This is a genomic window from Pseudoalteromonas sp. B131b, assembly GCF_037162545.1.
In the GTDB taxonomy this organism is placed as follows: Bacteria; Pseudomonadota; Gammaproteobacteria; order Enterobacterales; family Alteromonadaceae; genus Pseudoalteromonas; species Pseudoalteromonas fuliginea.
Genome location: NZ_JARLUZ010000002.1, coordinates 283,406 through 309,397 on the forward strand (window position 1 = coordinate 283,406; position 25,992 = coordinate 309,397).

The 25,992-nt window shown below is 37.6% G+C and carries 22 protein-coding genes and 5 pseudogenes; 22 read left to right on the forward strand and 5 right to left on the reverse strand.

Annotated features, from left to right (window positions below):
- Positions 1 to 238 precede the first annotated feature (238 nt).
- The gene (locus tag P4S65_RS19205; protein WP_337120918.1) at positions 239 to 2,494 is read left to right on the forward strand and encodes an acyl-CoA dehydrogenase; all 2,256 of its coding nucleotides are present in this window, start codon (positions 239 to 241) and stop codon (positions 2,492 to 2,494) included.
- Between the two features lie 181 nt (positions 2,495 to 2,675).
- Here P4S65_RS19205 and P4S65_RS19210 read toward each other — a convergent pair.
- Positions 2,676 to 3,644: pseudogene (locus P4S65_RS19210) on the reverse strand (integron integrase).
- 614 nt (positions 3,645 to 4,258) lie between these two features.
- Here P4S65_RS19210 and P4S65_RS19215 point away from each other — a divergent pair.
- From P4S65_RS19215 to P4S65_RS19250, 8 genes and pseudogenes are all read left to right on the forward strand, one after another.
- Positions 4,259 to 4,681, forward strand: a complete 423-nt coding sequence (locus P4S65_RS19215) for a hypothetical protein (protein WP_337120919.1) — start codon at positions 4,259 to 4,261, stop codon at positions 4,679 to 4,681.
- Between the two features lie 77 nt (positions 4,682 to 4,758).
- Positions 4,759 to 4,881, forward strand: coding sequence for a hypothetical protein (locus tag P4S65_RS19220; RefSeq protein WP_337120920.1), 123 nt, complete (start codon positions 4,759 to 4,761; stop codon positions 4,879 to 4,881).
- A 115-nt stretch (positions 4,882 to 4,996) separates the two neighbouring features.
- Positions 4,997 to 5,338: a cupin domain-containing protein gene (locus tag P4S65_RS19225; RefSeq protein WP_337120922.1), complete on the forward strand. Its 342-nt coding sequence runs from the start codon at positions 4,997 to 4,999 to the stop codon at positions 5,336 to 5,338.
- 536 nt (positions 5,339 to 5,874) lie between these two features.
- Positions 5,875 to 6,411, forward strand: a complete 537-nt coding sequence (locus P4S65_RS19230) for a hypothetical protein (RefSeq protein ID WP_337120923.1) — start codon at positions 5,875 to 5,877, stop codon at positions 6,409 to 6,411.
- Between the two features lie 468 nt (positions 6,412 to 6,879).
- Positions 6,880 to 7,359, forward strand: coding sequence for a hypothetical protein (locus P4S65_RS19235; RefSeq protein WP_337120924.1), 480 nt, complete (start codon positions 6,880 to 6,882; stop codon positions 7,357 to 7,359).
- 168 nt (positions 7,360 to 7,527) lie between these two features.
- On the forward strand, positions 7,528 to 8,493 hold the full coding sequence (locus P4S65_RS19240; RefSeq protein ID WP_337120925.1) for an IS30 family transposase: 966 nt from the start codon (positions 7,528 to 7,530) through the stop codon (positions 8,491 to 8,493).
- Between the two features lie 242 nt (positions 8,494 to 8,735).
- Positions 8,736 to 9,710, forward strand: coding sequence for a transposase (locus tag P4S65_RS19245; RefSeq protein WP_096794527.1), 975 nt, complete (start codon positions 8,736 to 8,738; stop codon positions 9,708 to 9,710).
- A gap of 202 nt (positions 9,711 to 9,912) precedes the next feature.
- Positions 9,913 to 10,071, forward strand: a pseudogene (locus P4S65_RS19250) (transposase); the annotation flags it as partial.
- A 536-nt stretch (positions 10,072 to 10,607) separates the two neighbouring features.
- On the opposite strand, the gene P4S65_RS19255 reads toward P4S65_RS19250, so the two are convergent.
- Positions 10,608 to 11,492: a hypothetical protein gene (locus tag P4S65_RS19255; protein WP_096794528.1), complete on the reverse strand. Its 885-nt coding sequence runs from the start codon at positions 11,490 to 11,492 to the stop codon at positions 10,608 to 10,610.
- A gap of 569 nt (positions 11,493 to 12,061) precedes the next feature.
- On the opposite strand from P4S65_RS19255, the gene P4S65_RS19260 reads away from it, so the two are divergent.
- The 8 genes and pseudogenes from P4S65_RS19260 (at position 12,062) to P4S65_RS19295 (ending at position 20,957) form a co-directional block, all read left to right on the forward strand.
- The gene (locus P4S65_RS19260) at positions 12,062 to 13,018 is read left to right on the forward strand and encodes a phosphotransferase (RefSeq protein WP_149605489.1); all 957 of its coding nucleotides are present in this window, start codon (positions 12,062 to 12,064) and stop codon (positions 13,016 to 13,018) included.
- Positions 13,019 to 13,164: 146 nt separating this feature from the next.
- A complete protein-coding gene (gene upp / locus P4S65_RS19265) occupies positions 13,165 to 13,794 on the forward strand; it encodes a uracil phosphoribosyltransferase (RefSeq protein WP_007378878.1) in 630 nt (209 codons plus the stop codon).
- Between the two features lie 60 nt (positions 13,795 to 13,854).
- Positions 13,855 to 15,041: pseudogene (locus tag P4S65_RS19270) on the forward strand (uracil-xanthine permease family protein).
- A gap of 144 nt (positions 15,042 to 15,185) precedes the next feature.
- The gene (locus P4S65_RS19275; RefSeq protein WP_096794531.1) at positions 15,186 to 16,931 is read left to right on the forward strand and encodes an HAD-IIB family hydrolase; all 1,746 of its coding nucleotides are present in this window, start codon (positions 15,186 to 15,188) and stop codon (positions 16,929 to 16,931) included.
- Positions 16,924 to 18,156, forward strand: a complete 1,233-nt coding sequence (locus P4S65_RS19280) for a glycosyl transferase (protein WP_096794532.1) — start codon at positions 16,924 to 16,926, stop codon at positions 18,154 to 18,156. Before P4S65_RS19275 ends, P4S65_RS19280 begins: the two co-directional genes overlap by 8 nt.
- A gap of 39 nt (positions 18,157 to 18,195) precedes the next feature.
- A pseudogene (locus tag P4S65_RS19285) lies at positions 18,196 to 19,973 on the forward strand (sugar phosphorylase).
- 135 nt (positions 19,974 to 20,108) lie between these two features.
- Positions 20,109 to 20,498 (forward strand): cytochrome b562, encoded by a 390-nt coding sequence (locus P4S65_RS19290; protein WP_007378873.1) that lies wholly within the window; start codon positions 20,109 to 20,111, stop codon positions 20,496 to 20,498.
- Between the two features lie 72 nt (positions 20,499 to 20,570).
- Positions 20,571 to 20,957, forward strand: a complete 387-nt coding sequence (locus tag P4S65_RS19295) for an OsmC family protein (protein ID WP_096794534.1) — start codon at positions 20,571 to 20,573, stop codon at positions 20,955 to 20,957.
- Positions 20,958 to 21,020: 63 nt separating this feature from the next.
- On the opposite strand, the gene ykgO is transcribed toward P4S65_RS19295, so the two are convergent.
- A complete protein-coding gene (gene ykgO / locus P4S65_RS19300; RefSeq protein ID WP_337120928.1) occupies positions 21,021 to 21,155 on the reverse strand; it encodes a type B 50S ribosomal protein L36 in 135 nt (44 codons plus the stop codon).
- Entirely contained in the window at positions 21,155 to 21,421 is a 267-nt protein-coding gene (locus P4S65_RS19305; protein ID WP_007378870.1) for a type B 50S ribosomal protein L31, read from the reverse strand. Before P4S65_RS19305 ends, ykgO begins: the two co-directional genes overlap by 1 nt.
- Before the next feature lie 239 nt (positions 21,422 to 21,660).
- On the opposite strand from P4S65_RS19305, the gene P4S65_RS19310 reads away from it, so the two are divergent.
- Both P4S65_RS19310 and P4S65_RS19315 read left to right on the forward strand, forming a co-directional pair.
- Positions 21,661 to 21,930, forward strand: coding sequence for a hypothetical protein (locus P4S65_RS19310; RefSeq protein ID WP_007378869.1), 270 nt, complete (start codon positions 21,661 to 21,663; stop codon positions 21,928 to 21,930).
- Positions 21,931 to 22,112: 182 nt separating this feature from the next.
- Positions 22,113 to 22,409, forward strand: a complete 297-nt coding sequence (locus tag P4S65_RS19315; RefSeq protein WP_007378868.1) for a hypothetical protein — start codon at positions 22,113 to 22,115, stop codon at positions 22,407 to 22,409.
- Positions 22,410 to 22,441: 32 nt separating this feature from the next.
- On the opposite strand, the gene P4S65_RS19320 is transcribed toward P4S65_RS19315, so the two are convergent.
- Positions 22,442 to 23,329 carry a LysR family transcriptional regulator gene (locus P4S65_RS19320; protein ID WP_337120930.1) on the reverse strand — a complete coding sequence of 296 codons (888 nt, stop codon included), beginning with the start codon at positions 23,327 to 23,329 and terminating at the stop codon, positions 22,442 to 22,444.
- Positions 23,330 to 23,567: 238 nt separating this feature from the next.
- Here P4S65_RS19320 and P4S65_RS19325 point away from each other — a divergent pair.
- The 3 genes and pseudogenes from P4S65_RS19325 to P4S65_RS19335 all read left to right on the forward strand — a co-directional run bounded on the left by P4S65_RS19325 (position 23,568) and on the right by P4S65_RS19335 (position 25,955).
- Positions 23,568 to 24,616, forward strand: a pseudogene (locus P4S65_RS19325) (MFS transporter).
- A 156-nt stretch (positions 24,617 to 24,772) separates the two neighbouring features.
- Positions 24,773 to 25,588, forward strand: a complete 816-nt coding sequence (dkgB, locus tag P4S65_RS19330; protein WP_337120932.1) for a 2,5-didehydrogluconate reductase DkgB — start codon at positions 24,773 to 24,775, stop codon at positions 25,586 to 25,588.
- A gap of 79 nt (positions 25,589 to 25,667) precedes the next feature.
- Positions 25,668 to 25,955 (forward strand): putative quinol monooxygenase, encoded by a 288-nt coding sequence (locus P4S65_RS19335; RefSeq protein ID WP_007378673.1) that lies wholly within the window; start codon positions 25,668 to 25,670, stop codon positions 25,953 to 25,955.
- Positions 25,956 to 25,992 lie beyond the last annotated feature (37 nt).

A 25,992-nucleotide genomic window follows, 5' to 3' on the forward strand; every position in this document is an offset into this window, starting at 1 on the left:
TAGCTGCTAGAGATAGATTTATTATCCAGAGTTCAGGTTTATTAGCTGTTTTATTCGTCATTTTAATAAAAACAGTTATTTTCAGCGTACAACTGTAAGCCTTTGTGTTTCAACAGTTTACGTTCAGGTAAAGAAAATAAATTGAAAAAACTGTTAATTAATTGAATAGAGTAATTGATCTAAACGATTTTTTATGACGTAATGTAGTTATTATTTAGCTGGTCGGATGAGTTCAATCATGAGTTTACGTACAAAACTAAAAAAAGTATTACCAAGTATTTCTATCACAGAACAAGAAGCGCTAGACGCGGGTGATGTATGGCTTGAAGGGTCTATCTATCAAGGTAAACCTGATTTCAGCGCATTGCGCGACGTACCTGCAGCTACATTAAGCGCAGACGAGCAAGCATTCTTAGACGGTCCAGTAAAAGAACTACTGGGCATGATTGACGATTCAGTGATTCAAAACGGCATTCATTTACCAAATGACATCTTAGAATTTTTGAAGAAAGAGCGTTTTTTCTCGCTTATCATTCCTAAGTCGTTTGGTGGTTTAGAGTTTAGCCCTTATGCAAACTCTACCATTGTTGGCACAATTGCGACTAAAAGTTCAGCAGTTGCGGTAACCGTTATGGTTCCAAACTCGTTAGGCCCAGGTGAGTTACTACTTCACTTTGGTACGCAAGAACAGCAAGCACATTACCTACCACGCCTAGCAAATGGTACAGATATTCCATGTTTTGCATTAACAAGCCCAGAAGCGGGTTCTGATGCAGGCGGTATTCCTGATGTTGGTAAAGTAACTAAAGGTATGTACAACGGCGAAGAAGTGCTTGGTTTAGAAATTACTTGGGACAAGCGCTACATTACACTTGCACCTATTGCTACCGTACTTGGTTTAGCATTTAAAGTAGTTGACCCTGATGGTTTATTAGGTGGTAAAGAAAACTTAGGTATTACCTGTGCACTTATTCCAAAAGAGCACCCAGGTGTTGAGCTTGGTAATCGCCACGACCCTATGGGTATTCGTTTTTACAACGGTACTACACGTGGTAACAAAGTATTTGTACCAATGGACTTTGTTATTGGCGGGCAAAAAAACATCGGCCGTGGTTGGCAAATGCTGGTTAGCTGTTTAGGTGCCGGCCGTGGTATTTCATTACCTGCGCTAGGTGTTAGTACAGCACAAGTTGCATTTAAATCAGCGTCTGAATACGCAGCAGTGCGTGAACAGTTTGGTTTAGCGATTGGCCAATTTGAAGGTATTCAAGAAAAACTAGCTGACATTGCAGGTAAAACATACCTACAAGAAGCAATGCGCGTACTTACAACTGAAGGCTTAGGCATGGGCTTAAAGCCATCAGTAGTAACCGCAATCGCTAAATACCACATGACAGAGCTTGGTCGCGACGTACTTGATTCAGCAATGGATATTCAAGCAGGAAAAGCGATTCAAAACGGTCCACAAAATACCTTAGCAAGTGGTTATGTTGCTCAGCCGATTGCCATTACGGTAGAAGGCGCGAACATTCTTACTCGTAACCTAATGATTTTTGGTCAAGGTGTTATGCGTTGTCACCCATATTTACAATCTATGGTTGAGTCAATTCATAGCGAAGACAAAGGCGCAGATAAAGAATTTAACGGTATTTTACGTAAAACAATTGGCTACAGCACAGCAAACAGCTTACGTGCTTTCCGCCTTGGTGTTTTACCATTTACAGCAAGTGCAAACTCTGAATTACCAGAAGTACGCGACTACGAAAAAGCAGTACATAAGTTATCTGCAAAACTTGCAGTGTACGCAGACTTTTCGTTACTTGTACTTGGCGGTAAGTTAAAGCAAGCAGAAATGCTATCAGCGCGCTTAGGCGATGTAATGAGCTTTTTATATGCAGCTATGGCATCAATTAAATATTACGAGCAAAAAGTATCAAGTAGTGACCGTGAACAAGCTGCACCGTATTTCCATTACGCAACGCGTTTTGCACTACAAAGTGCTGAAGAAGCATTGCATAAGTTTTTAGATAACTTCCCTGCAAGTGGTACACGTAAGTTTATTCGTTTCATTACAATGAACTACTCAACTAAAATGCCAAAAATTAGCGATGATTTAATCCGCGAACTAGCTAAGCAAGCTCAGCTAGATACCGCATTTAAAGCGCAAATTACGCATTTAGTTAAGCCAGTTGAGGGCGATGGTCATCATATTAATGAGCAAGCTTACAAAGCTAAAATGGCATCACTTGGCGAGCTGGCTAAAGTTAAAAAAGCACTACGTGCTAAAGTAATTAAACTAGGTGCACGTTTTAACATTACGCTTGATAACGCACTAGCGGCGAACGTAATTACCCAAGCTGAACACGTTCAGTTAATTGATTACAACATCAAACGTGAAAAAGCGATTCGTGTAGATGAGTTCGATTTTGATATGAACATACTAGACGATAACGCACAGCCGATTAACCCGCTTAAAAGCGTAGTTAATCAGTAAAATTAAATTCAATGATGCAAAGCGCCCGCAGTATCGGCGCTTTTATTCTTGAGTAAAAAATTAGTGTGGAGCCCCGCTTGTGTAAAAACAAGCGGGGCTTTTTTATGTTTTTAAAATGGAAATAGATAGCGGTATTGATTTGTAAGCGAGTATGTATGTGTAGAGGACTAAAAAGAGACGCTTATAATCTTGAAAAAGGGCTGATAACCCCGTTAGCACCTTGTTGTAGTACATGGGTATAAATTTGTGTAGTTTTAACATCAGAATGGCCAAGCTGAGCTTGAACAGTTCTTATATCGGCGCCATTTTGCAGTAGATGAGTAGCAAAAGAGTGTCTTAATGTATGAGGTGTTATTATTTTTGTTAACCCTGATTTTTGGACGGCTTTTTTAACCTCTTTTCTAATACAAGAGTGATGAAAATGATGTCGCCTTATTTCACCACTTTGAGGATCTGAACTTAATATATGAGAAGGAAATAAATATTGCCACGCAAGCGATTTTTCGGCACTTGGATATTTTTTTGTTAAAGCATATGGCATCCATACGCCAGAATATTCCGTATTATTTAAATCCAGTTTTAAATAGTCATCAACGTTCAAAATTTGATTTCTCAGCATAGGAATTAGCTCTGTGGCCAGCGTAACAATGCGGTGTTTATTACCTTTACCATTCCATACTTGAATGCATTTATAATCAAAATCAATATCTTTTACTCTTAATTACACCGCTTCCATTACTCTTAAGCCACTTCCATACATAAGGGCTGCAATTAAATAATAGCGCTTATTTAAATGAGCCATCAACATTTTAACTTCCTCTGGGGTCATCACTACAGGGAGCTTTGCTTGTTTTTTACTACGGGCAAAATTTAAATTTAATGAGAGTTCTTTTTTTATTATGTGCTTGTATAAAAATGACAATGAATTGAGTGCGGTGGCTTGCGTACGTGGTGCAACGTTTTGCTTTAACACTAAATGTTCTAAGTAGCGTTCGACTTCATTGTCCCCCATTGAGGCGGGATGGCGTTTATTATGAAAATGGATATAAGATGCAATCCATCTTAGGTAGGTATCTACGGTGCGTAATGAATACTGACGTACCAACATATAATCGGCTATATAATTTAAAAATGGAGAACGTGTTTTCATATTACCACCAATAATAATGCTGTATTTATATACAGTATAGTTGTGCTGCTCCCATATTCAAGAAAATGAGCGACGAGCGCATTTTCTCTTTTATTGAGAGTTTGAGTGCTAATAAAAAATTATATGTAGCAATGTGTTAAGTTATTTGTTAAAAATGATTTATTAAATACATGAGCGTATCGTTGGCAGAAATATGCGCGATGAGCGCACTATTAAATTGTTAAGTGTTCACGGAGGTTTCAGCTGAGAGTCAAGGCTAGCAAACAGTTAAAAGCTGAAATGTTCAAAAGAGTTTTGATCGCTTTAGTACTTTTTGTAATAGGAGTTTATATTCTAGGTTCACCTGATGGAGTTTGCTTTGAGATATTATCTCGCGATCTCTGTAACCTAGAAGAGAAGGCCGTAGTTTTTCGATGGATACTGTTTTTTGATTCTCTTTTGCTCGCATATGTTATGTTGCCTTTTTTTCACTTAGGCGCTATGAAATTCATTATTAAATCAAAGAACACTAACAAGAAAATCAACAAGGACTAAAAACAGCGGGCTGTTCGCTCCGCTCCATTTTAGCCCACTATTTTTAGCCTGTTATTTAGGCGTTAGTTTTACAAGGAAGTATGGTGTTTCAATCTAGCCGAAAATTTATAAACAATATTCAGAGTAGCTTTAAATTCTTAAAGCAATTTGGTTTTGAGAGCAAACCACCTAAAACCTTTAGGGATGAATCATCTATTTGTTATTCATCCTCAATTCTTATGATTGTGTTTTGTCACAGTAGTTATAACGATGATTATTGGTGCGTGATTGGAAAGCCTGCTACAGATTACCCTAAACAGCCAGTTTCTCTTGCTGAGTTGCTCAATAAACTTGAAAGTAAACCTAAACTTCCCAAAGAGTCTGCTCAGGCTATTCAAATAACTTCAGAGTTAATGAAAAATGAGTTGAAAGAACTCTTAAATGGAAATTTGAGCTTAATATCAGAAATTTGGGAACAGGAAGAATTAAACGAGTTAGATATCTATAACTATCAAAAAAAGTAGCTCTACAATCTGAAATAATCGGGGATTCTGAAATTTTTGAAATCCCTAATACTAAAAAAGCCTTAGGTAGTAGTTACATGGAGCGTTTTCCAAACCATGATTTTGAACAAAAAACTACTTGGATTGTTTTTACTAAAGTTGCTGATTTTAACTGTAATAGTTATGAACAAGCACAAGAAATGGCTATGCAGTTTAAGTAAAACTAACAAGTCATTAAAGCAGGACAAAAAACAGTTGGTTTTTGCTCGTGCCTCGCTTATTTTAACCAACTATTTTATTGCCTCTTAATGAGGCGTTATATTTCAAGGAGCACTTTTGGCAGTCATTAGCAATAAATTAGCCGAACATTACACTTGGGGAAACCATTGTGACGGTTGGCATCTTGTAAAATCTGAAAGCTTAAGCGTAATCCAAGAAAGAGTACCTTCTGGTTGCTCCGAATCTCGTCATTTCCACACCAAAGCAGAGCAATTCTTTTTTATCTTATCTGGTATTGTAACTATGGAACTTGAGGGGAAAACCTTCAGAGTAAAACCAAATGAGGGTATTCATATCCCTGCAGGTTCAAGGCACCAATTAAGTAACCAGCACGAAATTGATTTAGTATTTACAGTAACATCGACACCACCAAGTCATGCTGATCGAATTGAAATATAACAAGAAATTCAACAAGGACAAAAAACAGTTGGCTTTTGCTCCTTCGTCGCTTATTTTAACCAACAATTTTTTGCCTGTTAATTAGGCGTTATAAGGCATTTCATTTAGGCTTTTTAGGTTGGTTTTCTGAAAGCTGAATCAGCACTGTTTATTGCGAAGTTTACATCATCAACTTCGTGTTAAGTTTGCTAGAACAACTTGGTTTTCCAAAGCCTAAACGTCGTCACTTGCTGTGTTTTTCACTTCAAGTGCGGTAGCCTGCTTGAGTGTCCAAAACTGAGTTTTATTCGGTAATTTAAAATTGGTTTTCAGCTTCGTTTGTCAATACGCTTCGTTGAGAATTAATCTTAAATTAAAAAGGTAAATTACATCACATTGTGGTTTCCAATTGTAGGGTTTAGTTATGCTGGCCTTATAACAAGCAATTTAACAGGACTAAAAACAGTGGTCACTCGTTCGTGCCTCACTCATTTTAGCCCACTATTTTTAGCCAGTTAATGTGGGCGTTATGTTTCAAAAGCACACGGGTGTCTAATTTGAATTCTAATATTGTAAACTCAGTAATTGATAACTTTCGACAAGCACTCATTTCAGGAGTTCATCAAGTAGAAAGATCATATGAAATGTATGTAAATGAGTCGAACTCGCGAGAGAACGAGTACCCTGATTCATTTAATGACTATTTCGATGATTGGGCTCAGTGTTTATGGGAGCTACTTGTTGAAAGAACTATTTGTGCTCCGTTGGAGAGATTAAGAGTTTATGGTGAAGGATCAGATTATAATCCAAATCAATATAGCCATGTATTTTTCCAAGACGTTGGTGAATCTCATGAAATTATATGCAGAGTAAAGAAGGATCATTATGCTGTTGATGTAATTACTGGTGAAAATGTTAAATTAGAAGAATATCAATTTATGAGATTTGCTGCTTTCGCTGGGGGATGGTTCAAATTATCCCCACCATTCGATCATGTTCAATTAGATGAAATAAACGCGTTGGGTGCTAATTATAAGCAAATATTAATTCCTTTTAATTTGGTAGAGTTTGAAGTTATCAAAATTTCAACATAACAAGCAATTTAAACGGAACTAAAACAGCTCGTCATTTTTGCAAAAACAAAGGGCGCAAAAATGTCGCCCAATTCTAGTCCGCTTAATGTGGGCGTTAGGGCTATACATAAACTATGAGTATATTTAGAGTATGAAGAAAGAAATAATTGGTTATGTATTAGCCATATTAAGTGTGATTGCTAGTGGCGTTTTTTCTTGGTACTTTTACGATAAAAGTCAATAAGATCGAGTTCCTGTCTATTCAACAGATATTTTCCCTACTATTCTATATAACAAAGAAGAAAGTGAAGATAGACCATTCAAAGTAGTTCTTAAAAGCGGAGAAAATCTCGAAAAAGATATATATCTCGCAGAGCATTTTTTTGGAATAAAGGTAATAATCCAATTTTAAAATCTGACGTTCTTGAAGTTCTAACAGTTACTTTTAATGATGACGAGACTGAGTTATTAGATGTACGTGTAGATAAAATGAGTCGTGCTGTGGTGAAATGTGAAATATCTTCAGTTAGTGAAAGTAATAAGTCATTTACTCTTAGTTATAGGGTTTTAGAAGAAAATGATGGATGTAGTATTAAGATTTTTTATATTGGTAAAAAATATCCTGAAACAATAATTGAAACAGCAATTGTTGGTGTTCCTGAAGTTGAAATATTCTCTGACACCCTTGAAGAACAAATGGACCAACAACCTTGGTATAAAAATTATAAGAGGTACACACCAGGTTTATTCTTACTTTTGATTATAAGTGTCTGCCTGTTTTTCATACATAAAAGCAATATTCAAATACCCAGATTCAGATTGGTTTTCTGTTTTATTATTTCAGCACAAATTTTCATGTTACTTGAGATTCGTTTAGGAAACTCTTATTTCAGTATTAATTTTGTAAAACCTAATACGGAACAGTGGATTTTAAATAGCCCTAACAAGCCACTCAAGCAGGACAAATAACAGTTGGTTTTGTTCGCTTCGCTCTCTATTATAACCAACTATTATTTGCCTCTTCCCGAATTCATTTTGCAAGTGCACCACTGACCATAACCCACCAAAAAATATGACATTCTGAAGTATTTGCTAATGTAGTAAGTGCGACCAAACTCATTATCGAGGGAATTCAGAATGTCTTATGAACATATTAACAGTTTCGAACGAAAAGCTATCTACTATCGATTCAACAGTGGCGAAAGCTGCCGATCCATTGGTAAACTATTAAATCGACACCATACAACTATCATGCGTGAAGTTAAGCGAAATAAGCCACCCTACTATGATTATTTCGATGAGGCAGCGCACGAAAAAGCGATGGCAAGAAGGAAGGTCTCTAGGCATGCAAGAAAAAGAAACAATAAGGCACTGTACGAGCTTGTGCTGAGTAAGATAGCAATAGGATGGTCTCCAGATGCTATAGCAGGTCGGCTTAAGAAGGATAACCCGTCAGATGAATTAATGCATGTCAGTCATGAAACAATCTATCAATGGGTGATTAAGGATTTTAAAGCAGGTGGAGAGCTATACAAAGACTTAGCTAAGAGGCATAAAAAAAGACGTAAACAACGTAAATATGGCGATTTACGTGGGCAAATTAAGAATAGAGTAAGTATTAGCGAACGACCAAAAATAGTCGAAGACAGAAGCCGAATAGGTGACTGGGAAGGTGATTTAATTGAAGGCAAAAAGGGCTCTGGTTTTTTTGTAACCCATGTTGACCGTAGCTCTCGATATTTAATCGCGCAAAAAATAGAGACTAAGCAAGCTGAGTCATTCAATACGGCTACAGTAGAGATGTTTAAAGAGATTCCAGAGCATAAACAGTTAACTCTGACCTTGGATAATGGAAAAGAATTTTCGAAATTTAAAGCTTTGGAAGAAGAACTAGATTTTATTATTTACTTTGCTGATCCTTATTGTTCGTGGCAACGAGGAACAAATGAACATACAAACGGTCTGATCAGGCGTTATTTCCCAAAGAAAACTGATTTTTCAACTATAACTAATGAACAACTCCAAGAGGTTGTAATGAAAATTAATACTCGCCCAAGGAAAATACTAAATTATCAGACAGCTGAAGAGGTCTTTATTAATTAGTGATTTAAGGTTTGGTGCACTTGGAACCTGAATTCGGGCTTAGAGGGAAAATAAACTAGACACCCATCCTAAATTTTGCACTTTTCAAAATTAAAGGCTAGCCTTTAATTAGTACAAAAAACAAGCAGGGTGTCTTATGGCAATTGCAAGAACAAAATAAACTAGACACCCATCCTAAATTTTGCACTTTTCAAAATTAAAGGCTAGCCTTTAATTAGTACAAAAAACAAGCAGGGTGTCTTATGGCAATTGCAAGAAAACGACAAGTAAGTTTGGTTGATACAAAATACTACCACTGTATTTCGCGTTGCGTGCGCCGTGCATTTTTATGTGGCGAAGACCGTTTTACTGGTCAATCTTACGAGCATCGACGAGGGTGGGTTAAAGATAAGCTGCTTGAATTAGCGAAGGTATTTTGTATTGATGTATGTGCTTACGCTGTTATGAGTAATCACACCCACTTAGTACTGTATGTTGATGATAAAAAAGCGAATCGATTAAACGATAAAGCGATTATCATTCGCTGGCATAAGATCTGTAAAGGTACTGTACTTACGCAAAAATACATACAGGGTGAAAAGCTAAGTAAAGCCGAACTTATCTTTTTCAATCAAACAGTAAACGACTACCGCGAGCGCCTATCAAGTATTAGCTGGTTTATGCGGTTGTTAAATGAAAACATTGCGCGCAGAGCAAATAAAGAAGATAACTGCACAGGACGGTTCTGGGAAGGCAGATTCACATCACAAGCATTATTAGATGAAGCAGCACTTGCCGCTTGTATGGCGTATGTCGATTTAAACCCAATTAGAGCTAAAATGGCTAAAACGCCTGAGGAATCAGACCACACCAGCGTTAAACAACGACTAACATACGCAAAAGAAGGCAAACAACCAAAACAACTACTGCGCTTTGCAGGAATGCCACGTCAGATAATGCCAAAAGGACTCCCGTTTGAGCTTAAATCGTACCTTGAACTTGTTGAATTAACAGGGCGTTGTATACGAGAGGATAAACGCGGTTATATTAAAAGTACACACTTACCCTTACTCGAAAGAGTTAATATTTCCCCCGAAAACTGGTTAAAGCTTACAACCCAATTTACGCGCGTATTTCATGGCGCAGTAGGCAGGCCAGCCTCACAAGAAAGTTATTGTGAAAACTTAAAGCGAAAGCGGCGAGCGAATATCAGTAACTGCGAAAAGCTATTGGCATAAAACTTAAACTACTCAGTAAAACTATTCAGTAATAAATCACAACTGCACCATGCAGTTATTTTCATGGGCCGAATTTAGGTTTCAGCGTGCTAATTTTTTTATGGATGAAATGTAAGTAACCGAGTAGTAAAAGATAAATTCTTAACCTACAAATTTAATGGCAACGTTTTGTTTGTTTAATTATAGTGGCTGTCTATTTTAACTGATTATTTCCCCCGAAAACTGGTTAAAGCTTACAACCCAATTTACGCGCGTATTTCATGGCGCAGTAGGCAGGCCAGCCTCACAAGAAAGTTATTGTGAAAACTTAAAGCGAAAGCGGCGAGCGAATATCAGTAACTGCGAAAAGCTATTGGCATAAAACTTAAACTACTCAGTAAAACTATTCAGTAATAAATCACAACTGCACCATGCAGTTATTTTCATGGGCCGAATTTAGGTTTCAGCGTGCTAATTTTTTTATGGATGAAATGTAAGTAACCGAGTAGTAAAAGATAAATTCTTAACCTACAAATTTAATGGCAACGTTTTGTTTGTTTAATTATAGTGGCTGTCTATTTTAACTGATTAAAGTAGCTTCATAGTTTAGCTGTAGTTTAAAATGGCGATAATTTTAATCTTTTTTAAATTTAGCTGCTGGTAATATAATAACTATTCCCGCCCATATCCCCCAGAAAAATATAGCAGGAAAAATGTCACTGATAAAATAGGACATACTTGTATAGTATCCTTCAGGCGCTGATGAATCTGAAGAAACAAAAAACACACCTATAGGTTTAAGGTAGGCAGGATAATGCGAATTGGATTGAAAAATCATACTAATATAAGGCCATACGAGTAACCAATAGATAGATCCAGAAATCTTATTAAACAATATCCGTTTTAATTTACTTTTACTTATGAACATTTATAATTTTCCGTACTAGGTAGGTTTTTTTGTGCTAACCACTTTGCTTTATATGCTCCCCAACCAGCTAGTGAATCTTTATTTTGAGAAACCGATTGTAACCCCAAAATAATCAACTCTTGTGTTGCTTTTACAGCTAGTTTACCTGAATTAGTATTCAAAGACCCTGAGTGTATATCACCTTTGGAGTGTGGAGTAATTGTGTCTATTGGTGAACCATGTTTCTGCTTATCATAATCAAATATTTTAATGATTGGATGGGGGTGGTTAGCTTCTGCAGCATCAACACCACTGATCATAGCTTCTTTTCTGCATTTGATTTGATATATAGCTTTTTCACTTCTTACTGTATGGGCTGGAGAAAATGAATCTTGTAATGCGTGTAAAGCCAAAGCTAAATGTTTTACCCCGTACCTCCTAGTTTGAAAAGTTACATTTTCATTATCATTTTGATGCTGTTTTAAAATATTAACTTTTTGCTTACACTCAATCACCCATCGATCCATCTTCTCCTTAATGAACACACAGCCATTAATGTATGAGTCATATTCGGTTTCATTAGAAGATTTCATGAAGTGATAACGCTGGCCAGTTGGAGCTTCATGTGTCCAACTTTCATCAAAATCAACCGCTGCGATTCGTCTTGCAAGATTTTTTCTAGGATCGAAAGCGTTAAAATTATATGCTCTAAGGTTGACCATGTAGGCAATAAATGCAGAGATAAAATCAGCTCGATTTGAAACTTCGGGGTTGCTCCACTGATAAGTCCCATTTACGAATATTGGAAGGCTACAGAGTTTCCTTTCCACTTGACAGTTTTTTTGCATTTGAGTAATTGCTTCTACAGATATCTTTATATGTCCATCGGCTTTCATTTGCGATTCCTTTGCTTTATGTTTCTTTAGAAAAAAGAGGTAAGCATCCTGTAGAATAAACTTACTTCTTTCCTGCTTGATTTTTAGCCAGTTGATATTAAGTCAGGCTTATAGTTTATGTCAATGCCCATCAGTATAATTAGGAGCACAGGCGTTACTAGAACACGTTATCCGAGCAGACGCTGCATTGCTTTATACAAGTTATACTTTGGCTATGTCTAACTTTGACTAAATATTAATAAAACAAATTAACATGACACATATGGACGCTCCCTTGAAGTCAAGACGAGCCGATGTATAAACATCTAAGTTTTTGCTTTTGTTAATTATCATGTATCCCATTTCCCAGTAATGATGCGTCACAAGCTTGCTAAAAAACAAAGATAAATAAGCCAGACGCCCATCCTAAATTTTGCATTTTTAGAAACAAGTTGTATAGATAAATTAAGATGGGTGTCAGTCAAAAAGAAATGTATATTTTTGTTAAACCGTTCGGTTTTTATTAAGTAGTTTTATTAAAAACGCCCACTAATGTTAAACTACAAAAAATTTAATTATTTAATATTACCATGGCATTTTACATTCCTTTATTACAACCTCATTTTAAGCACATTGAAATTGGCGATACGTTAACATCCCTTTGGAGTGGCTGTGGCAGTATTGTGCAGTGCCAGCTTGATGATGAGGCATGTGTTATTAAAGCGATTAAAATACCTAGCTATATAAACCATCCAAAAATTAAACAAAGCGAATTTGCACTTAAAAGAAAGCAGCATTCCTATAGCGTTGAATACACTTTTTATAAGCTTTATAGCCAGCATTTACCAGTACATGCGCAAAGTATTGAATGTATAAGCGCAATTAATAAAGATGATGAATACGCGCTGGTGTTTAAAGACTTTACCAAGCATGGGTTTACTCAAGCGAAAAGCGAACATATAAAAGCTATATTAAAGTGGCTTGCGCACTTTCATGCATTTAACCTAAACAAACCTGTTGACGGCTTGTGGCGGCAAGGCAACTATTGGCATTTAAGTACGCGGCCAGATGAGTTTAATAAATTAAAAACAAGCGCGAATGAAAAGTCCGATATTAAAAATTTTGCACATAAAATAGATGAGGAACTACAAAGTTGTGCGTATAAAACGCTGATTCATGGCGATGCAAAACTTGCTAACTTTGCAGCAAATGAGCGCGATAAAATACTCGGTTATGATTTTCAGTATATAGGTGCAGGTAGTGGGATAATTGATGTAATGTATTTTATGACCAGTTGCTTAAGTGATGCACAATTACACGAATGGGCTGAGGATTACCTTGTGTACTATTTTGATAATTTAAAGGCTGCTATTAATATTTATCACCCTACAGCACCAGCAGGTAAAATAGCTGACGATTGGCTCGTTTTATGGCCTGCGGCATGGGCTGACTTTTATCGGTTTTTAGTTGGCTGGAGTCCTGAACATCAAAAAATAAATAGCTATATGCTTAAGCAAGTAAATAACTGGTTAGCAGCTAATATTTAATAAACAGACTGTGTTAGCCACTTGCATAAATATCAAGCAAAGCAATAGATTTTTGCACAGCATATGAAAATCCCTTTAAAATTACAGGTCAAATGACCTTTTTTAATATAAAATACCGCTAATTATTGTCTCTGTAGGTTTTTATCATGGCTATTCACGTTATTACTCATCCTCTTGTTCAACATAAACTTGGTTTAATGCGCGCATATGGCATTAGCACTAAAAGCTTTCGTGAACTGTGCTCTGAAGTAGGCACATTATTAACCTACGAAGCTACTAAAAACCTTCCACTTGAAGATAACGAAATTACCAGTTGGGACGGCAATAAATTAAATGTGCAGCACATTAAAGGTAAAAAAATTACAGTAGTGCCTATTTTACGTGCAGGCCTTGGTATGATGGACGGTGTAATGCAATTACTACCAGCCGCTAAGGTTAGTGTTGTAGGTCTTCAACGTAACGAAGAAACGCTAGAGCCAATCCCTTATTTTGAAAAGTTAGTAGGTAATATTGACGAGCGTTTGAGCCTAGTAATTGACCCAATGCTTGCAACCGGTGGCTCAATGATTGCCACTATCGACATGCTTAAAAAAGCAGGCTGTAAAGAAATTAAAGTTATTATACTTGTAGCAGCACCGGAGGGCGTTGCAAAAACACTTGAGGCTCACCCAGACGTAGAAATATTTACTGCATCAGTAGACAGCCACCTGAACGAAAAAGGATACATAGTGCCCGGTTTAGGTGATGCGGGCGACAAAATATTCGGTACAGTTTAGGAGTGTTCAGTGCAAAATAACGCCACATTTTCTATAAAAACCATTTTAACGGGTGCACAAATGCTGTTTGTAGCATTTGGTGCATTGGTGCTTGTGCCGCTATTAACAGGGCTCGATCCGAGTGTGGCATTGTTTACAGCAGGGTTTGGTACTTTGCTGTTTCAGATAGTGACTAAAGGTCAAGTGCCTATATTTTTAGCCTCTTCATTTGCTTTTATTGCACCTATTATTGCTGCCGTGCAAATGTGGGGTGTGCCCGCGACAATGGGGGGCTTAATGGCGGCTGGTTTTGCATATATGCTGTTGAGCTTATTAGTAAAATTTAAAGGCGTAGCAACGCTTCATAAAATTTTACCACCTGTGGTTGTAGGCCCCGTAATTATGGTTATTGGTTTAGCCCTTGCACCTGTTGCTGTAAATATGGCGATGGGTAAAAGTGGCGACGGCAGTCTTCAAATTATTGATTACAATAACGCTATTTTTATTTCGATGTTTTCGTTATTAGTAACGCTTGTTTTTGCAGTATGGGGAAGGGGGTATTTAAACTTATTCCTATTCTGGCAGGGGTTGTAGCGGGTTATGGCTTATCGCTTATTTTAGGTGTTGTGCAATTTGACGCAGTAAGTAATGCACAATGGTTCGCTGTGCCTAACTTCACATGGCCAGAATTTAAATGGCAAGCTATTTTGTTTATGGTGCCAGTGGCTATTGCGCCAGCCATTGAACACATTGGCGATATGATGGCGATTAGCCAAGTAACCAACAAAGACTTTTTGAAAAAGCCTGGCTTGCACCGTACTTTGTTTGGTGACGGCTTAGCTACATCAGCCGCGTCATTATTTGGTGGCCCGCCTAACACTACTTACTCAGAAGTAACGGGGGCAGTAATGCTTACCAAAAACTTTAATCCAAAAGTAATGATGTGGACGGCCATTATTGCTATTGCTTTAGCGTTTATCGCTAAAATGGGGGCTGGGCTGCAAACAATACCGGTACCTGTAATGGGCGGTATTATGATTCTACTTTTTGGTTCTATTGCCGTTGTTGGCCTAAATACACTGGTTAAGTCGGGAGATGATTTAACTGCGCCGCGCAACTTAAGCATTGTTGCCCTTATTTTAGTGTGCGGTATTGGAGGAATGCATGTTGGTGGTAGCCAATTTAGTTTGGAGGGCGTAAGTTTATGCGCCATCTTAGGTATCGTACTTAACTTAATATTACCTAAAGCAGAGCCTGTAGAGGCTTAATTTTGAACATTAACTAATTAGTTTGCACCATAATAGCGCATTTTAAATGCGCTATTTTTTTAACCTGTTAAAAAATATACAAAAAAATATTGGTCTAGTATCTGCATTTACTCCTTTAGAACGTATTGTATGCAAGGAGTTACTATGTCAGAGGCCAATATTGTGGATATAACCCCGTTTTTAGCAAAGCACCAACTGCCTTTAAAGTATCAATATTTGAGTGAGCAATACTTTGTTCCACTCGCGCATGACATCCTCGAATCTAAAAAAACAAATACTCCTATTTTTGTTGCCATAAATGGATGCCAAGGATCAGGGAAAACAACACTCGCTGATTTTTTAGTTACGTGGTTTTCTAAAAACACCTCCCTTAACAGTGTCGCATTATCTATTGACGATTTTTATTTAGCTAAGCAAGCGCGTAAACAACTTGCTGAGGATGTTCATCCACTATTTGCAACTCGTGGTGTACCAGGTACTCATGACACGGAGTTGATGAATCGCACTATTTCGCAGCTATTAGCAGGTGATATAAATGTGCCATTACCACGCTTTAATAAACACATTGATGATTGCGTTTCTCAAAATGAATGGTTAGCTAATTCAACGCCTGTCGATATTGTTATTTTAGAAGGATGGTGTGTAGGCAGTGAGCCGCAACCATTATTTTCATTGAGTGAACCGCTTAATGAGTTGGAGCAGCTTCATGATAAGGAGGGCGTGTGGCGTCGTTGTATAAACAGTTGTTTAGCCAATGAGTATAAAGCAATCTTTAATAAAATTGATTACACCGTAATGCTTAAAGCGCCAAGCTTTAGTGATGTATTTACATGGAGACAAGAGCAAGAGCAAAAACTAATTGCTAAAGAAGGTGCAGGATCAGGCACGATGACTAATGCGCAGTTAGTGTGGTTTATTTCTCATTTTGAGCGTATTACACGCGAAAATTTAAATACTTTGAGCAGTAAAGCAAACGCACTGATTGAGCTTGATGCTAATCGCGATATAAGTGGGATGCATTTAATTAGCGATGACACCCTTCAGCCAATTATTTTTACCGATTTAGATGGCACTTTACTCGATCATAGCGATTACAACACCAGTAATGTGAGTGTGTTATTGCAACAGTTACAAAACGCACATATCCCAGTGGTGTTTAATACCAGTAAAACATTTTGCGAAGTGGTTGAAATTAAAAACGAATTAAACATCCAACAGCCTTTTATTGTTGAAAATGGCGCTGCAGTTTATATACCCGATCACTACTTTGAACTTAAACCGATTGGTTGTAAAAAAGTTGGCGCTTATTGGTGTTTTGCATTAGCTAAGCCTTTGTCGCGTTTATTAAGTGATTTAGAGTCGCTCGATTCTAAATACAAAGCGCATTATAAATTATTTAGCAACTTAACCGGTGAACAAATCTCTGAGTTAACAGGGTTGAGTGACGAACAAGCAAGGCGTGCGCAAACGAGAGACTACTCAGATCCACTTTATTGGTATGGCAATGATGACTTACTAAATACCTTTGTCGAAGATGTTAAAGCGCTTGGTTACGACATAAAAGTAGGAGGGCGCTTTATTCATATTGCCAAAAATACAGACAAAAGCGCTGCACAGCAGTGGTTAGTTAAGCAGTTTACCCATCACTTTAGAAAGCCTCTCACAGTCATAGCATTGGGCGATAGCGATAACGATAAGCAAATGTTAGAGCAAGCCAATATTGCCATTATTATTGCAAATCCGGCGAGCAAAAAACCGGTTAAATTGTCACATAACAAGGCACGCTATTCACAATCGCCAGCACCATTAGGTTGGATTGAAGAAATAACATCACTACCTTGTATTAACAGTATTTTAAGTATTACTGAGGAGCAAACATCTCATGGCTGATTTTTACCAAAATGGCGTAATTACTACATTACACAATATAGCTGACCGACCAATTGAAGAGCTAGAAAAAGAATTAATCGGGTTTAGTAAGCAGCGTCCAATGGGGCTTATATTACCATCGTTATTTAGCGAGTTAGAAGGCCCTGCGCTGCAAAATATAGTTAGCGAGTTGCGTGAAGTACCGTATTTATCGCAAATTACTATTGGCCTAGATAGAGCTGACGAAGCACAGTATCGCCACGCACTTGGTTTTTTTAAAGAGTTAAATCAAAACCACAAAGTACTTTGGAACGACGGCCCGCGCTTACAAGCTCTTGATAAAGAATTACAAGAGCTAGGCGTAGCGCCAAGAGAGCTTGGAAAAGGCCGAAATGTTTGGTACTGCATGGGTTATAAGCTAGCAACAGCAGAAGTAGAATCTATCGCGCTGCATGATTGCGATATTTTAACCTACGACAGAAGCCTACTTGCTCGCTTAATTTACCCTGTTGCGCATCCGCGTTTTAACTATGAATTTTGTAAAGGCTTTTACCCGCGTACAGCAAACGGAAAAATTAACGGCCGTGTATCACGCTTATTAGTAACGCCACTACTGCGTTCATTCAAAACTATATTAGGTAACCGCGACTATTTGGAATACATGGACTCATTTAGATACCCATTAGCAGGTGAGTTTTCGTTCAGACGTGATGTATTAAACGACATTCGCATCCCAAGTGATTGGGGATTAGAAATTGGCGTACTAAGTGAAATGTATCGTAATTATTCACATAATCGTTTGTGCCAAGTAGATATCGCCGATAACTACGATCACAAACACCAAGTACTATCACTTGATGATCAAAGTGCTGGGTTATCTAAGATGTCGATTGATATAACCAAAGCTTTATTTAGAAAGCTAGCAACACAAGGCGTTACTTTTACCAGTGAAACTATTCGCTCACTCAAAGCAACGTATTACCGTATTGGTTTAGATTTTATAGAAACCTACCATAATGATGCAATAATGAATGGCTTAACGCTTGATGTGCATCAAGAAGAAAAAGCAGTAGAAATGTTTGCACAAAATATTATGAATGCAGGGCAACAATTTTTAGATAACCCAATGGAAGCGCCATTTGTACCAAGTTGGAACCGTGTTGTGTCAGCAATGCCAGATGTATTTGAGCGCTTAAAAGAAGCAGTGGAGTTAGATAACAAAGAATATAGCCAACCTAAAAAATAAATGTTCAGGTTAAGTAACTAAAAAATAAAAGGGGCGCATGTGAGCACAGTTAACGAACTATTTTTACAGCGGGTAGAGCAACATCTTCGAATAATTTATGAGGATGTTGAACTGCCCTTATCAATTGCTGAGCTTGCTCAGCAATTGATTAAGATTATTTTAGGCAGCAGTCCACTGCGCGACCCGACACCGCATACAAACAGGTGGGATGAACAAGATATAGTATTGATAGCTTATGGCGATTCAATTATTAAGCATGATAATAGTGATTTTGCGGTATCAAGCCCAATGGAAGCTCCGCTCAAAACACTACACCGATTTATAAAAGATCAATGCGATATGCAACTTAATGCGCTGCATATATTACCATTTTACCCGTACAGCTCAGACGAAGGCTTTGCAGTAATGAACTACGTGCAAGTTAACGAATCGCTAGGGGATTGGGGGGATATTCAAAACATAGCCAAAGATGTAAAGCTAATGGCTGATTTAGTAATTAACCATTGCTCAAGCAGAAGCGTATGGTTTGAGAATTTTTTAAACGATTTACACCCAGGTAAAGATTACTTTAAAACGGCAAGCTTAACTGATGATTTAAGCCAAGTTGTACGCCCGCGTACCTCATCGTTATTGAATACCGTAACAACGCCAAGCGGCGAAAAGCACGTATGGTGCACGTTTAGTCACGATCAGGTTGATTTTGATTTTGGCAATCCTGATGTACTTAAAGAGTTTGTGGGTATAATTCGGCATTATTTAGACAACGGTGTGCGCTTATTTAGACTCGATGCAGTTGCTTTTTTATGGAAGCAACTAAATACAAATTGTATTAACTTACCACAAACACATGAAGCCGTAAGGCTAATGCGCACGCTTATTGAGCATGTAGAGCCAAGTGTGGTCATAATTACCGAAACCAATATCCCAAATCAAGAAAACCTATCGTATTTTGGTAACGCCAATGAAGCGCATGCGATTTACAACTTTGCACTGCCACCATTATTGCTACACACTTTGTTAAGTGGTGATAGCACAGCACTTAAACACTGGATGATGAGTATGCCGCCGGCGCAAAACGGCACAGCCTACTTTAACTTTATAGCATCGCATGACGGAATTGGGCTTAGGCCAATTGAGGGTTTATTAGAACCTAGCGAAGTGGCTTCACTCGTAAGCACAACGATGCAATTTGGTGGGCGTGTTTCAATGCGTACCAGTAATGACGGCACACATACCCCGTATGAGCTAAACATTGCATTATTCGATGCGCTACAAGGAACACATAACGGCCCAGACAAATTTGGCCTTGAACGGTTTATGTGTGCACACGCAATTATGTTTGCACTTGAGGGAATACCAGGGCTTTATATCCATAGTTTACTTGGCACAACAAACGATTACGAGCGTTTTGAAAACTCTCAACACAACAGAGCCATTAACCGTCATCGTTGGCAAGAGTCAAAATTGTTAGCAGCGATTGGTGAAAAATACAGCCATCATCATAAAGTATTTATTGGTATTAAAGCGTTATTGGGTGTACGTAAAATGCAAAGTGCGTTTCATCCTAATGCCACGCAGTTTACGCTGCATTTAGCGGGGGATTATTTGGTTTTTGGCGACAAAGCATCGATCGAAAGCAAAGTATATTTTGTGTTTATAATATAAGCGATAAAGCACAAACCTTAATACTAGCCGATTTAAACCTAATTAATACGCAGCAATGGTTCGATTTAGTCGCAGTAAACACAATAGAAGAAGGGCAGCTAAATATTGAACTCGAGCCATATCAAAGCGTGTGGTTGAGCAACCTGCAGTAAATATTTTTAACAATTTAAATATCAAACTAACTGTAAAGGGGCTTTACAGTTAGTTTTAAGCCATTTCACTACCCGAGTTACTTTCTTTTCTATCCTTGATACAATCTGTATGTTTTTAACTTAGTAAGGTTGTTCATGAAGTCTTTTTATATATTTTTCACATTGTTATTTAGCTCATTAGCATTTGCTGATCAGCCTGTTGATCTCGAAATAAACATGAAAAACACAGGCCTTGCTTATAAACAAGCAGTACAAGCAACTGATCTAGTAGAATTTAATATCGCAATCGATAAGTTTATTAAGCTGGCAAAAGTAAGTAAAACAGCCAAATTTTATAAAGAGCCCGAACAGTCATTACAAGGCCTTGATAAAGTAATTGCTCAGGCTGAGCTTGCTAAAAATGCGGCTAATAAACAAGGGCTCGCAGGGGCGAAAGCATCATTAAAAAATATAGATGATTTACGTAAAAAATATCACAAACTACATGAGCCACCAGGCTTTTTTGAATTATTGTTTGGTTCGTAATCTAGGCTCAAACTAAAAAATTATGTATTAGTCAATATTTTAACCAACATTTAGGTTATATAAGGAATAACAATGGAAATTTCAGTTTCAATGTTAGAAGGCCAAAAGCAAAGTGCAAAATTTGGCGATTTAGAAGTGATAAGCGATCAAAGTATTGCTGCGGGTGGGAGTGCCGAACACCCTGAACCTTTTGACTATTTTTTAGTGAGCATGGTGCTATGCGCAGGGTTTTACGCACGAAAATTTTGTGAACAACGTGATATTTCTACACAAGGAATGACGCTAACGCAAAACAATGAAAACGTTGATGACAATGGTAAAAAGTTATTTGCTATTGAAATTAACCTACCAGAGGGTTTTCCTGAAAAATATAAAAAAGCCCTTATAGCTGCTGTTAATACGTGTACTGTTAAAAAAGTAATTCAGGCCGTGCCTGAATTTTCAGTCATTGTAAAATAGTAACGTCCTAAAATTAGGTAGCTTAAATAAGCTACCTAATTATGTATTAATACCCCGCTGAGATTACTTCTTTTTCATCCCTTGAACGGCTTTAAGGCGAGGGTTGCTTTTACAGATAACAAATACACGGCCTTTGCGTTTAACTATCTGACAACCAGCGCGCTGTTTTGCACTTTTGAGTGAGCTAAGTACCTTCATTATTTTTCCTCTTTTTTACTCGTTGAAACACCTTTAAATCGACGATTAAACTGTGCAACACGACCATCTGTGGTTACGGTTTTTTGCTTACCTGTATAGAAAGGGTGTGAATCACTCGACACATCAATAGGCACATACGGATAAGTTTTACCGTCTACCTCAACAGTGCGGTTGGTTTTAATTGTTGAACCGATAATAAAATAAGAGTCGGCAGCGGTGTCGTGAAAAGCAACTACTTGGTAGTCAGGGTGAATATTTGGTTTCATAATGCGCCTCAATAAATGATATGTGATAATATATCATTTAATTTAACGCATTTTTTTGTGCTTTGCAAATAGTTTTAAAAGCAGTGAAAAGCACCAGTTTGATGGCTATTTGTGCAAATAAATCAAAATATAAGCACTTAGATTAAAAATGCTGGCTATTAGCGTTTAGGCTGTTATAACTATATTTAAGCTAATAAAAACGTTAAAACCGCATTTACAGTTGATCACAGAGGTAATGTATGAGCGACGCAGTACAACAACAAGAAAAAATAGATCAAGGGGTGATGGATACCCTAAGAGAGCGTGACCATAGTGCCTTAGCACATCAACTTAATCCTTTAAGTTGTAACCACAACGACATTGTTGAGTTATTGGCACAATATATGGCACTCAGTGAGCAAGACAATGATGAATTGTTTGACGATTGGTTTGATAATTTATCTAAAGAACAGCATACGGTATTAAAAGTTTTTGAAATTTATCGAGGTCAATATGAGCATCAAAACTAATATTGTTTTAGATGCTTAGTTTTACTCTAAATACGAATAATTTAACTTTATGATTAAAGCGTTATTAGACTAATATAAATTTACTCTCTGATTAAAGTTTGGTTATACCGAGCTAAATTAGTTTAATAATTCAAGTTTTTAAGAAATGTTTGTTAAAATTAGTCAGTTAACAGGAGTCAACAGTGGCAGACATTAATAAGTTAGTAAATAATATAAAAACAATAGTGAAAGATAATCAAATACCGCTTAATAAACTAATGACACCTGACTTTATTAGCTCACATACAAAGTATAATGATTTTGATAGTTTATTGGCCGGAGGCGGTTTTGAAATAACGGATGAAAAACAATTTAATTTATTTCCTAGTAACGATTGGGAAGCGTACATAACTAGGCAAACGCAGTTTATATCATGGAGAGAGATGAGGATGAGAGCCATGGTTATTTATGTTGGTTATCAAATAACACTCGATGATTAATTTATTACCTTTATTATTTCTATTTTAAAAGATCACAAAGTTAGTTTTGGTTTTATAAAATCTAAAAAAGCGACAATACGAGACGAAACTGCGCTGTTTTTATAATAAACCGCTTGTATAATTTCACGATTATTTGGCCTCATAACCGCATTGGGTAGTAATTCAATAAGTCGCTTTTCATTTATGTCATTTCCAATCATAAAATCCGAAAGTAGAGCAATGCCTTGCCCTACTAAACATAATTGTCGTACTGTCTCTCCGCTACTCGCGCTCAGCGAATAGCTTAGTTTTAAAGGTTGAATTAACGGCCAGCTATTAAGTTTAGGTGAGTCGGTAAAACCAATTAATTTATGGCTGGTTAAATCATTTATAGCATTAATTTTAGGGTTACTTTTTAAATACTCAGGGCTTGCGACTATACGCAGTTTACTATTGCCTAACTTACGAGCATGTAGGTTTGAGTCCTTTAAATCACCAATGCGTATGGCTAGGTCGGTTTTATGTTCAAGTAAATCAATAATGCTATCGTGCGAGGTTATATCAAGCGTTATGTGCGGGTATTGCTTAGCAAATTCGCCAATTAAAGGCGTAAGTTGGTGCAATACAAAAGGGCTTGCCGCATCTATTCGCAGCTTGCCACTTGGCGCTTGTTTTAAAAGCTTTATGGCTTCTTCACCGGTATAAAGCGTATTTAATCCTTCGCGCGCATATTTTATAAAAGTATGGCCTTCTTCGGTAAGTTCTAATCGGCGTGTTGTTCTGTTTAGCAAAGTGCATTTCAGTGTATTTTCAAGGCGTGATACAGCTCGCGACACTTTAGCCACTTGTTGATCGAGCAAATTAGCCGCCCCCGAAAAGCTTCCGCAATCGACTACCGTTATAAACGTTTCTAAATCTTCAGTTTTTGAATGAACAGCCATAAATATACCAACACCATCTTTGCATTATTAACAAAAGTATTTTGTCACTAATGCTATTTTTTGCAAACGATATTTTAGCCAAACTATATTCTTCATATATTAATGAGGATATAACTATGCCATTGGCTTTGTGGGCGCTTACCTTAAGCGCATTTGCAATAGGAACAACTGAGTTTGTAATAGTGGGGTTAGTCCCACCATTGCAAACGACTTAGGCGTAAGCCTACCTTCAGCTGGTTTGCTTGTAAGTTTATATGCGGTTGGCGTTGCTATTGGTGCACCGGTGCTAACAGCTTTAACGGGTCGTTGGAATCGTAAAGTGGTCTTAATAAGCTTAATGGGCTTGTTTGTATTGGGTAACTTACTTGCTTGGCAAGCGCCAAGTTACGAAACATTAATACTTGCGCGCATTTTAACGGGGCTTGCCCATGGTGTGTTTTTTCAATCGGATCGATTATTGCCACAAGTCTAGTAAGCAAAGACAAAGAAGCCAGTGCAATTGCCATTATGTTTACCGGGCTTACTGTAGCACTCGTAACTGGTGTGCCACTAGGTACATGGATTGGACAACACTTTGGTTGGCGTGCAACGTTTTTAGTTGTGTCGGTATTAGGTTTAATTGCATTAATCGGCAGTTCTATTTTAGTGCCAAAAAACTTAAAACAATCAATACCAGCCACGTTTAAAGAACAACTACAAGTAATTGTAAAACCGCGTTTATTACTCGTGTATTTAATGACGATATTGGGCTACGGCGGCACGTTTACAGCGTTTACTTATTTAGCACCTATTTTAGAGCAACAAACAGGCTTTGCGCCTTCGGCTATTGCCTTAATAATGCTTGTTTACGGCGTATCGGTAGCGGTAGGTAATATTTGGGGTGGAAAGTTGGCCGACAAGCGCGGCCCAATTAGCGCTTTGAGTATTATATTCAGCGCTTTGAGTGTTATTTTACTGATATTTACCTTTACGATGGAATCAAAAATTGCCGCTGTACTTACTATTCTAGTCTGGGGCGCATTTGCTTTTGGCAATGTGCCAGGCTTGCAACTTTATGTAGTAAAGCAAGCGCAGAAGCACACGCCAAATGCGGTAGATGTTGCATCAGGTTTAAACATAGCCGCATTTAATATTGGTATTGCTCTTGGCTCAATTATTGGCGGTAGCGTAGTAGAGAACATGACTCTGCAAGACACAGCATGGATAGGCGCTGTTATCTCTGTTTTAGCCCTCGGTGTTACACGCTACAGCGGTATGCTTGATAAACGTGAAATTCAGCAAGCATAAAGTCTTAGCTGTTAAGATTGAAACTAAAATTAATGACCTCATACCTGTTATAAGGTCATAGATTTTTAAGTGACAGTCGCAATAAGAAGTAAAAGGTGTATTTCGTAAAGCTTTAAAAGAGCTTGTTTTTAACCGATTATTTTATAAGGATAAACCATGACAAAACGTGTAATAGAAATGCCAGAACTAGGTATGGGAACATTCCGCTTAGAGGGCGACACTGCCTATAACTCAGTAAAAATGGCACTTGAAGTTGGGTTTCGCCATATTGATACCGCACAAATTTATGGCAACGAAGAGCAAGTAGGCCAAGCTATAAAAGACAGCAATATTCCGCGCAGTGAAATATTCTTAACCACCAAAGTGTGGAATAACAAATTAAACAAAATCGACTTTATTCCAAGCGTTAAAAAGTCACTTGAAAAGCTACAAGTTGATTCGGTCGACTTACTGCTAATTCATTGGCCATCGCCTGCTAACGACGAGCCAATGAGTGAATACCTCACTGAATTACTAAAAGCGAAGCAGCTTGGTTTAACCAAACACATTGGTGTATCAAACTTCACCATTGCAAACTTAAATGAAGCAATGCAAACACTCGACTCGCGTGAAATATTTACCAATCAGGTTGAGGTTCACCCATATTTAACTAATACTAGATTGCGTGCGTTTTGTGCTCAGCACGATATACACGTAACGGCGTACATGCCATTTGTAGTAGGCAAAGTACTTAAAGATCAAACCATTATCGACATTGCTAAAAAGCACGATGCAAGTCCAGCACAAGTTGTTTTAGCATGGGTTAACGCCAGCGGTATGACGACAATTCCATCATCAACTAAGCGCAAAAATTTAGAAGATAACTTTAACGACCACGTTAAATTAGATGATGAAGACATAGCCCGCATTGACGCTCTAGATTGTGGCGACCGCCAAGCAACACCAGACTTTGCGCCGCAGTGGGATCAGTAAACTTACCTCAAACGCAAAGTTAAACTAAATATTTTAAGGTGTAGATTATCTACACCTTAACTTTTAAAAAGGAATACACATGTTAACGGTTATAGCTGCACTGTCGTGCAAAAATATTGATGCAGATGTGATGCTTACAGCACTTGAAAACTTACAAAAGTCATCGCGCCAAGAAGTAGGGTGCTTACGTTATGAATTATCGGTAAAAAGTGATGATGAACATACTGACTATGTAGTTAGCGAACAGTGGGCGTCTGACGAACACTTTGAAGCGCATAAAAACGAGCCACACTTTAAAGCGTTTGGTATGCAAGTTACTGGGCTTTTAACCAATAGTAGTATCGATGTATATAAATCAATTGGTTAAATTATTTTTATAGTGCTTATTATGGTATGTATTAAAA

Excerpts from the sequence above, each read along its gene's own strand:
- P4S65_RS19205 (WP_337120918.1), top strand. The coding sequence starts at position 239 with ATGAGTTTACGTACAAAACTAAAAAAAGTATTACCAAGTATTTCTATC.
- P4S65_RS19215 (WP_337120919.1), top strand. The coding sequence starts at position 4,259 with ATGGTGTTTCAATCTAGCCGAAAATTTATAAACAATATTCAGAGTAGC.
- P4S65_RS19220 (WP_337120920.1), top strand. The coding sequence starts at position 4,759 with ATGGAGCGTTTTCCAAACCATGATTTTGAACAAAAAACTACTTGGATT.
- P4S65_RS19235 (WP_337120924.1), top strand. The coding sequence starts at position 6,880 with ATGAGTCGTGCTGTGGTGAAATGTGAAATATCTTCAGTTAGTGAAAGT.
- P4S65_RS19240 (WP_337120925.1), top strand. The coding sequence starts at position 7,528 with ATGTCTTATGAACATATTAACAGTTTCGAACGAAAAGCTATCTACTAT.
- P4S65_RS19245 (WP_096794527.1), top strand. The coding sequence starts at position 8,736 with ATGGCAATTGCAAGAAAACGACAAGTAAGTTTGGTTGATACAAAATAC.
- P4S65_RS19255 (WP_096794528.1), bottom strand. The coding sequence starts at position 11,492 with ATGAAAGCCGATGGACATATAAAGATATCTGTAGAAGCAATTACTCAA.
- P4S65_RS19260 (WP_149605489.1), top strand. The coding sequence starts at position 12,062 with ATGGCATTTTACATTCCTTTATTACAACCTCATTTTAAGCACATTGAA.
- upp (WP_007378878.1), top strand. The coding sequence starts at position 13,165 with ATGGCTATTCACGTTATTACTCATCCTCTTGTTCAACATAAACTTGGT.
- P4S65_RS19275 (WP_096794531.1), top strand. The coding sequence starts at position 15,186 with ATGTCAGAGGCCAATATTGTGGATATAACCCCGTTTTTAGCAAAGCAC.
- P4S65_RS19280 (WP_096794532.1), top strand. The coding sequence starts at position 16,924 with ATGGCTGATTTTTACCAAAATGGCGTAATTACTACATTACACAATATA.
- P4S65_RS19290 (WP_007378873.1), top strand. The coding sequence starts at position 20,109 with ATGAAGTCTTTTTATATATTTTTCACATTGTTATTTAGCTCATTAGCA.
- P4S65_RS19295 (WP_096794534.1), top strand. The coding sequence starts at position 20,571 with ATGGAAATTTCAGTTTCAATGTTAGAAGGCCAAAAGCAAAGTGCAAAA.
- ykgO (WP_337120928.1), bottom strand. The coding sequence starts at position 21,155 with ATGAAGGTACTTAGCTCACTCAAAAGTGCAAAACAGCGCGCTGGTTGT.
- P4S65_RS19305 (WP_007378870.1), bottom strand. The coding sequence starts at position 21,421 with ATGAAACCAAATATTCACCCTGACTACCAAGTAGTTGCTTTTCACGAC.
- P4S65_RS19310 (WP_007378869.1), top strand. The coding sequence starts at position 21,661 with ATGAGCGACGCAGTACAACAACAAGAAAAAATAGATCAAGGGGTGATG.
- P4S65_RS19320 (WP_337120930.1), bottom strand. The coding sequence starts at position 23,329 with ATGGCTGTTCATTCAAAAACTGAAGATTTAGAAACGTTTATAACGGTA.
- dkgB (WP_337120932.1), top strand. The coding sequence starts at position 24,773 with ATGACAAAACGTGTAATAGAAATGCCAGAACTAGGTATGGGAACATTC.
- P4S65_RS19335 (WP_007378673.1), top strand. The coding sequence starts at position 25,668 with ATGTTAACGGTTATAGCTGCACTGTCGTGCAAAAATATTGATGCAGAT.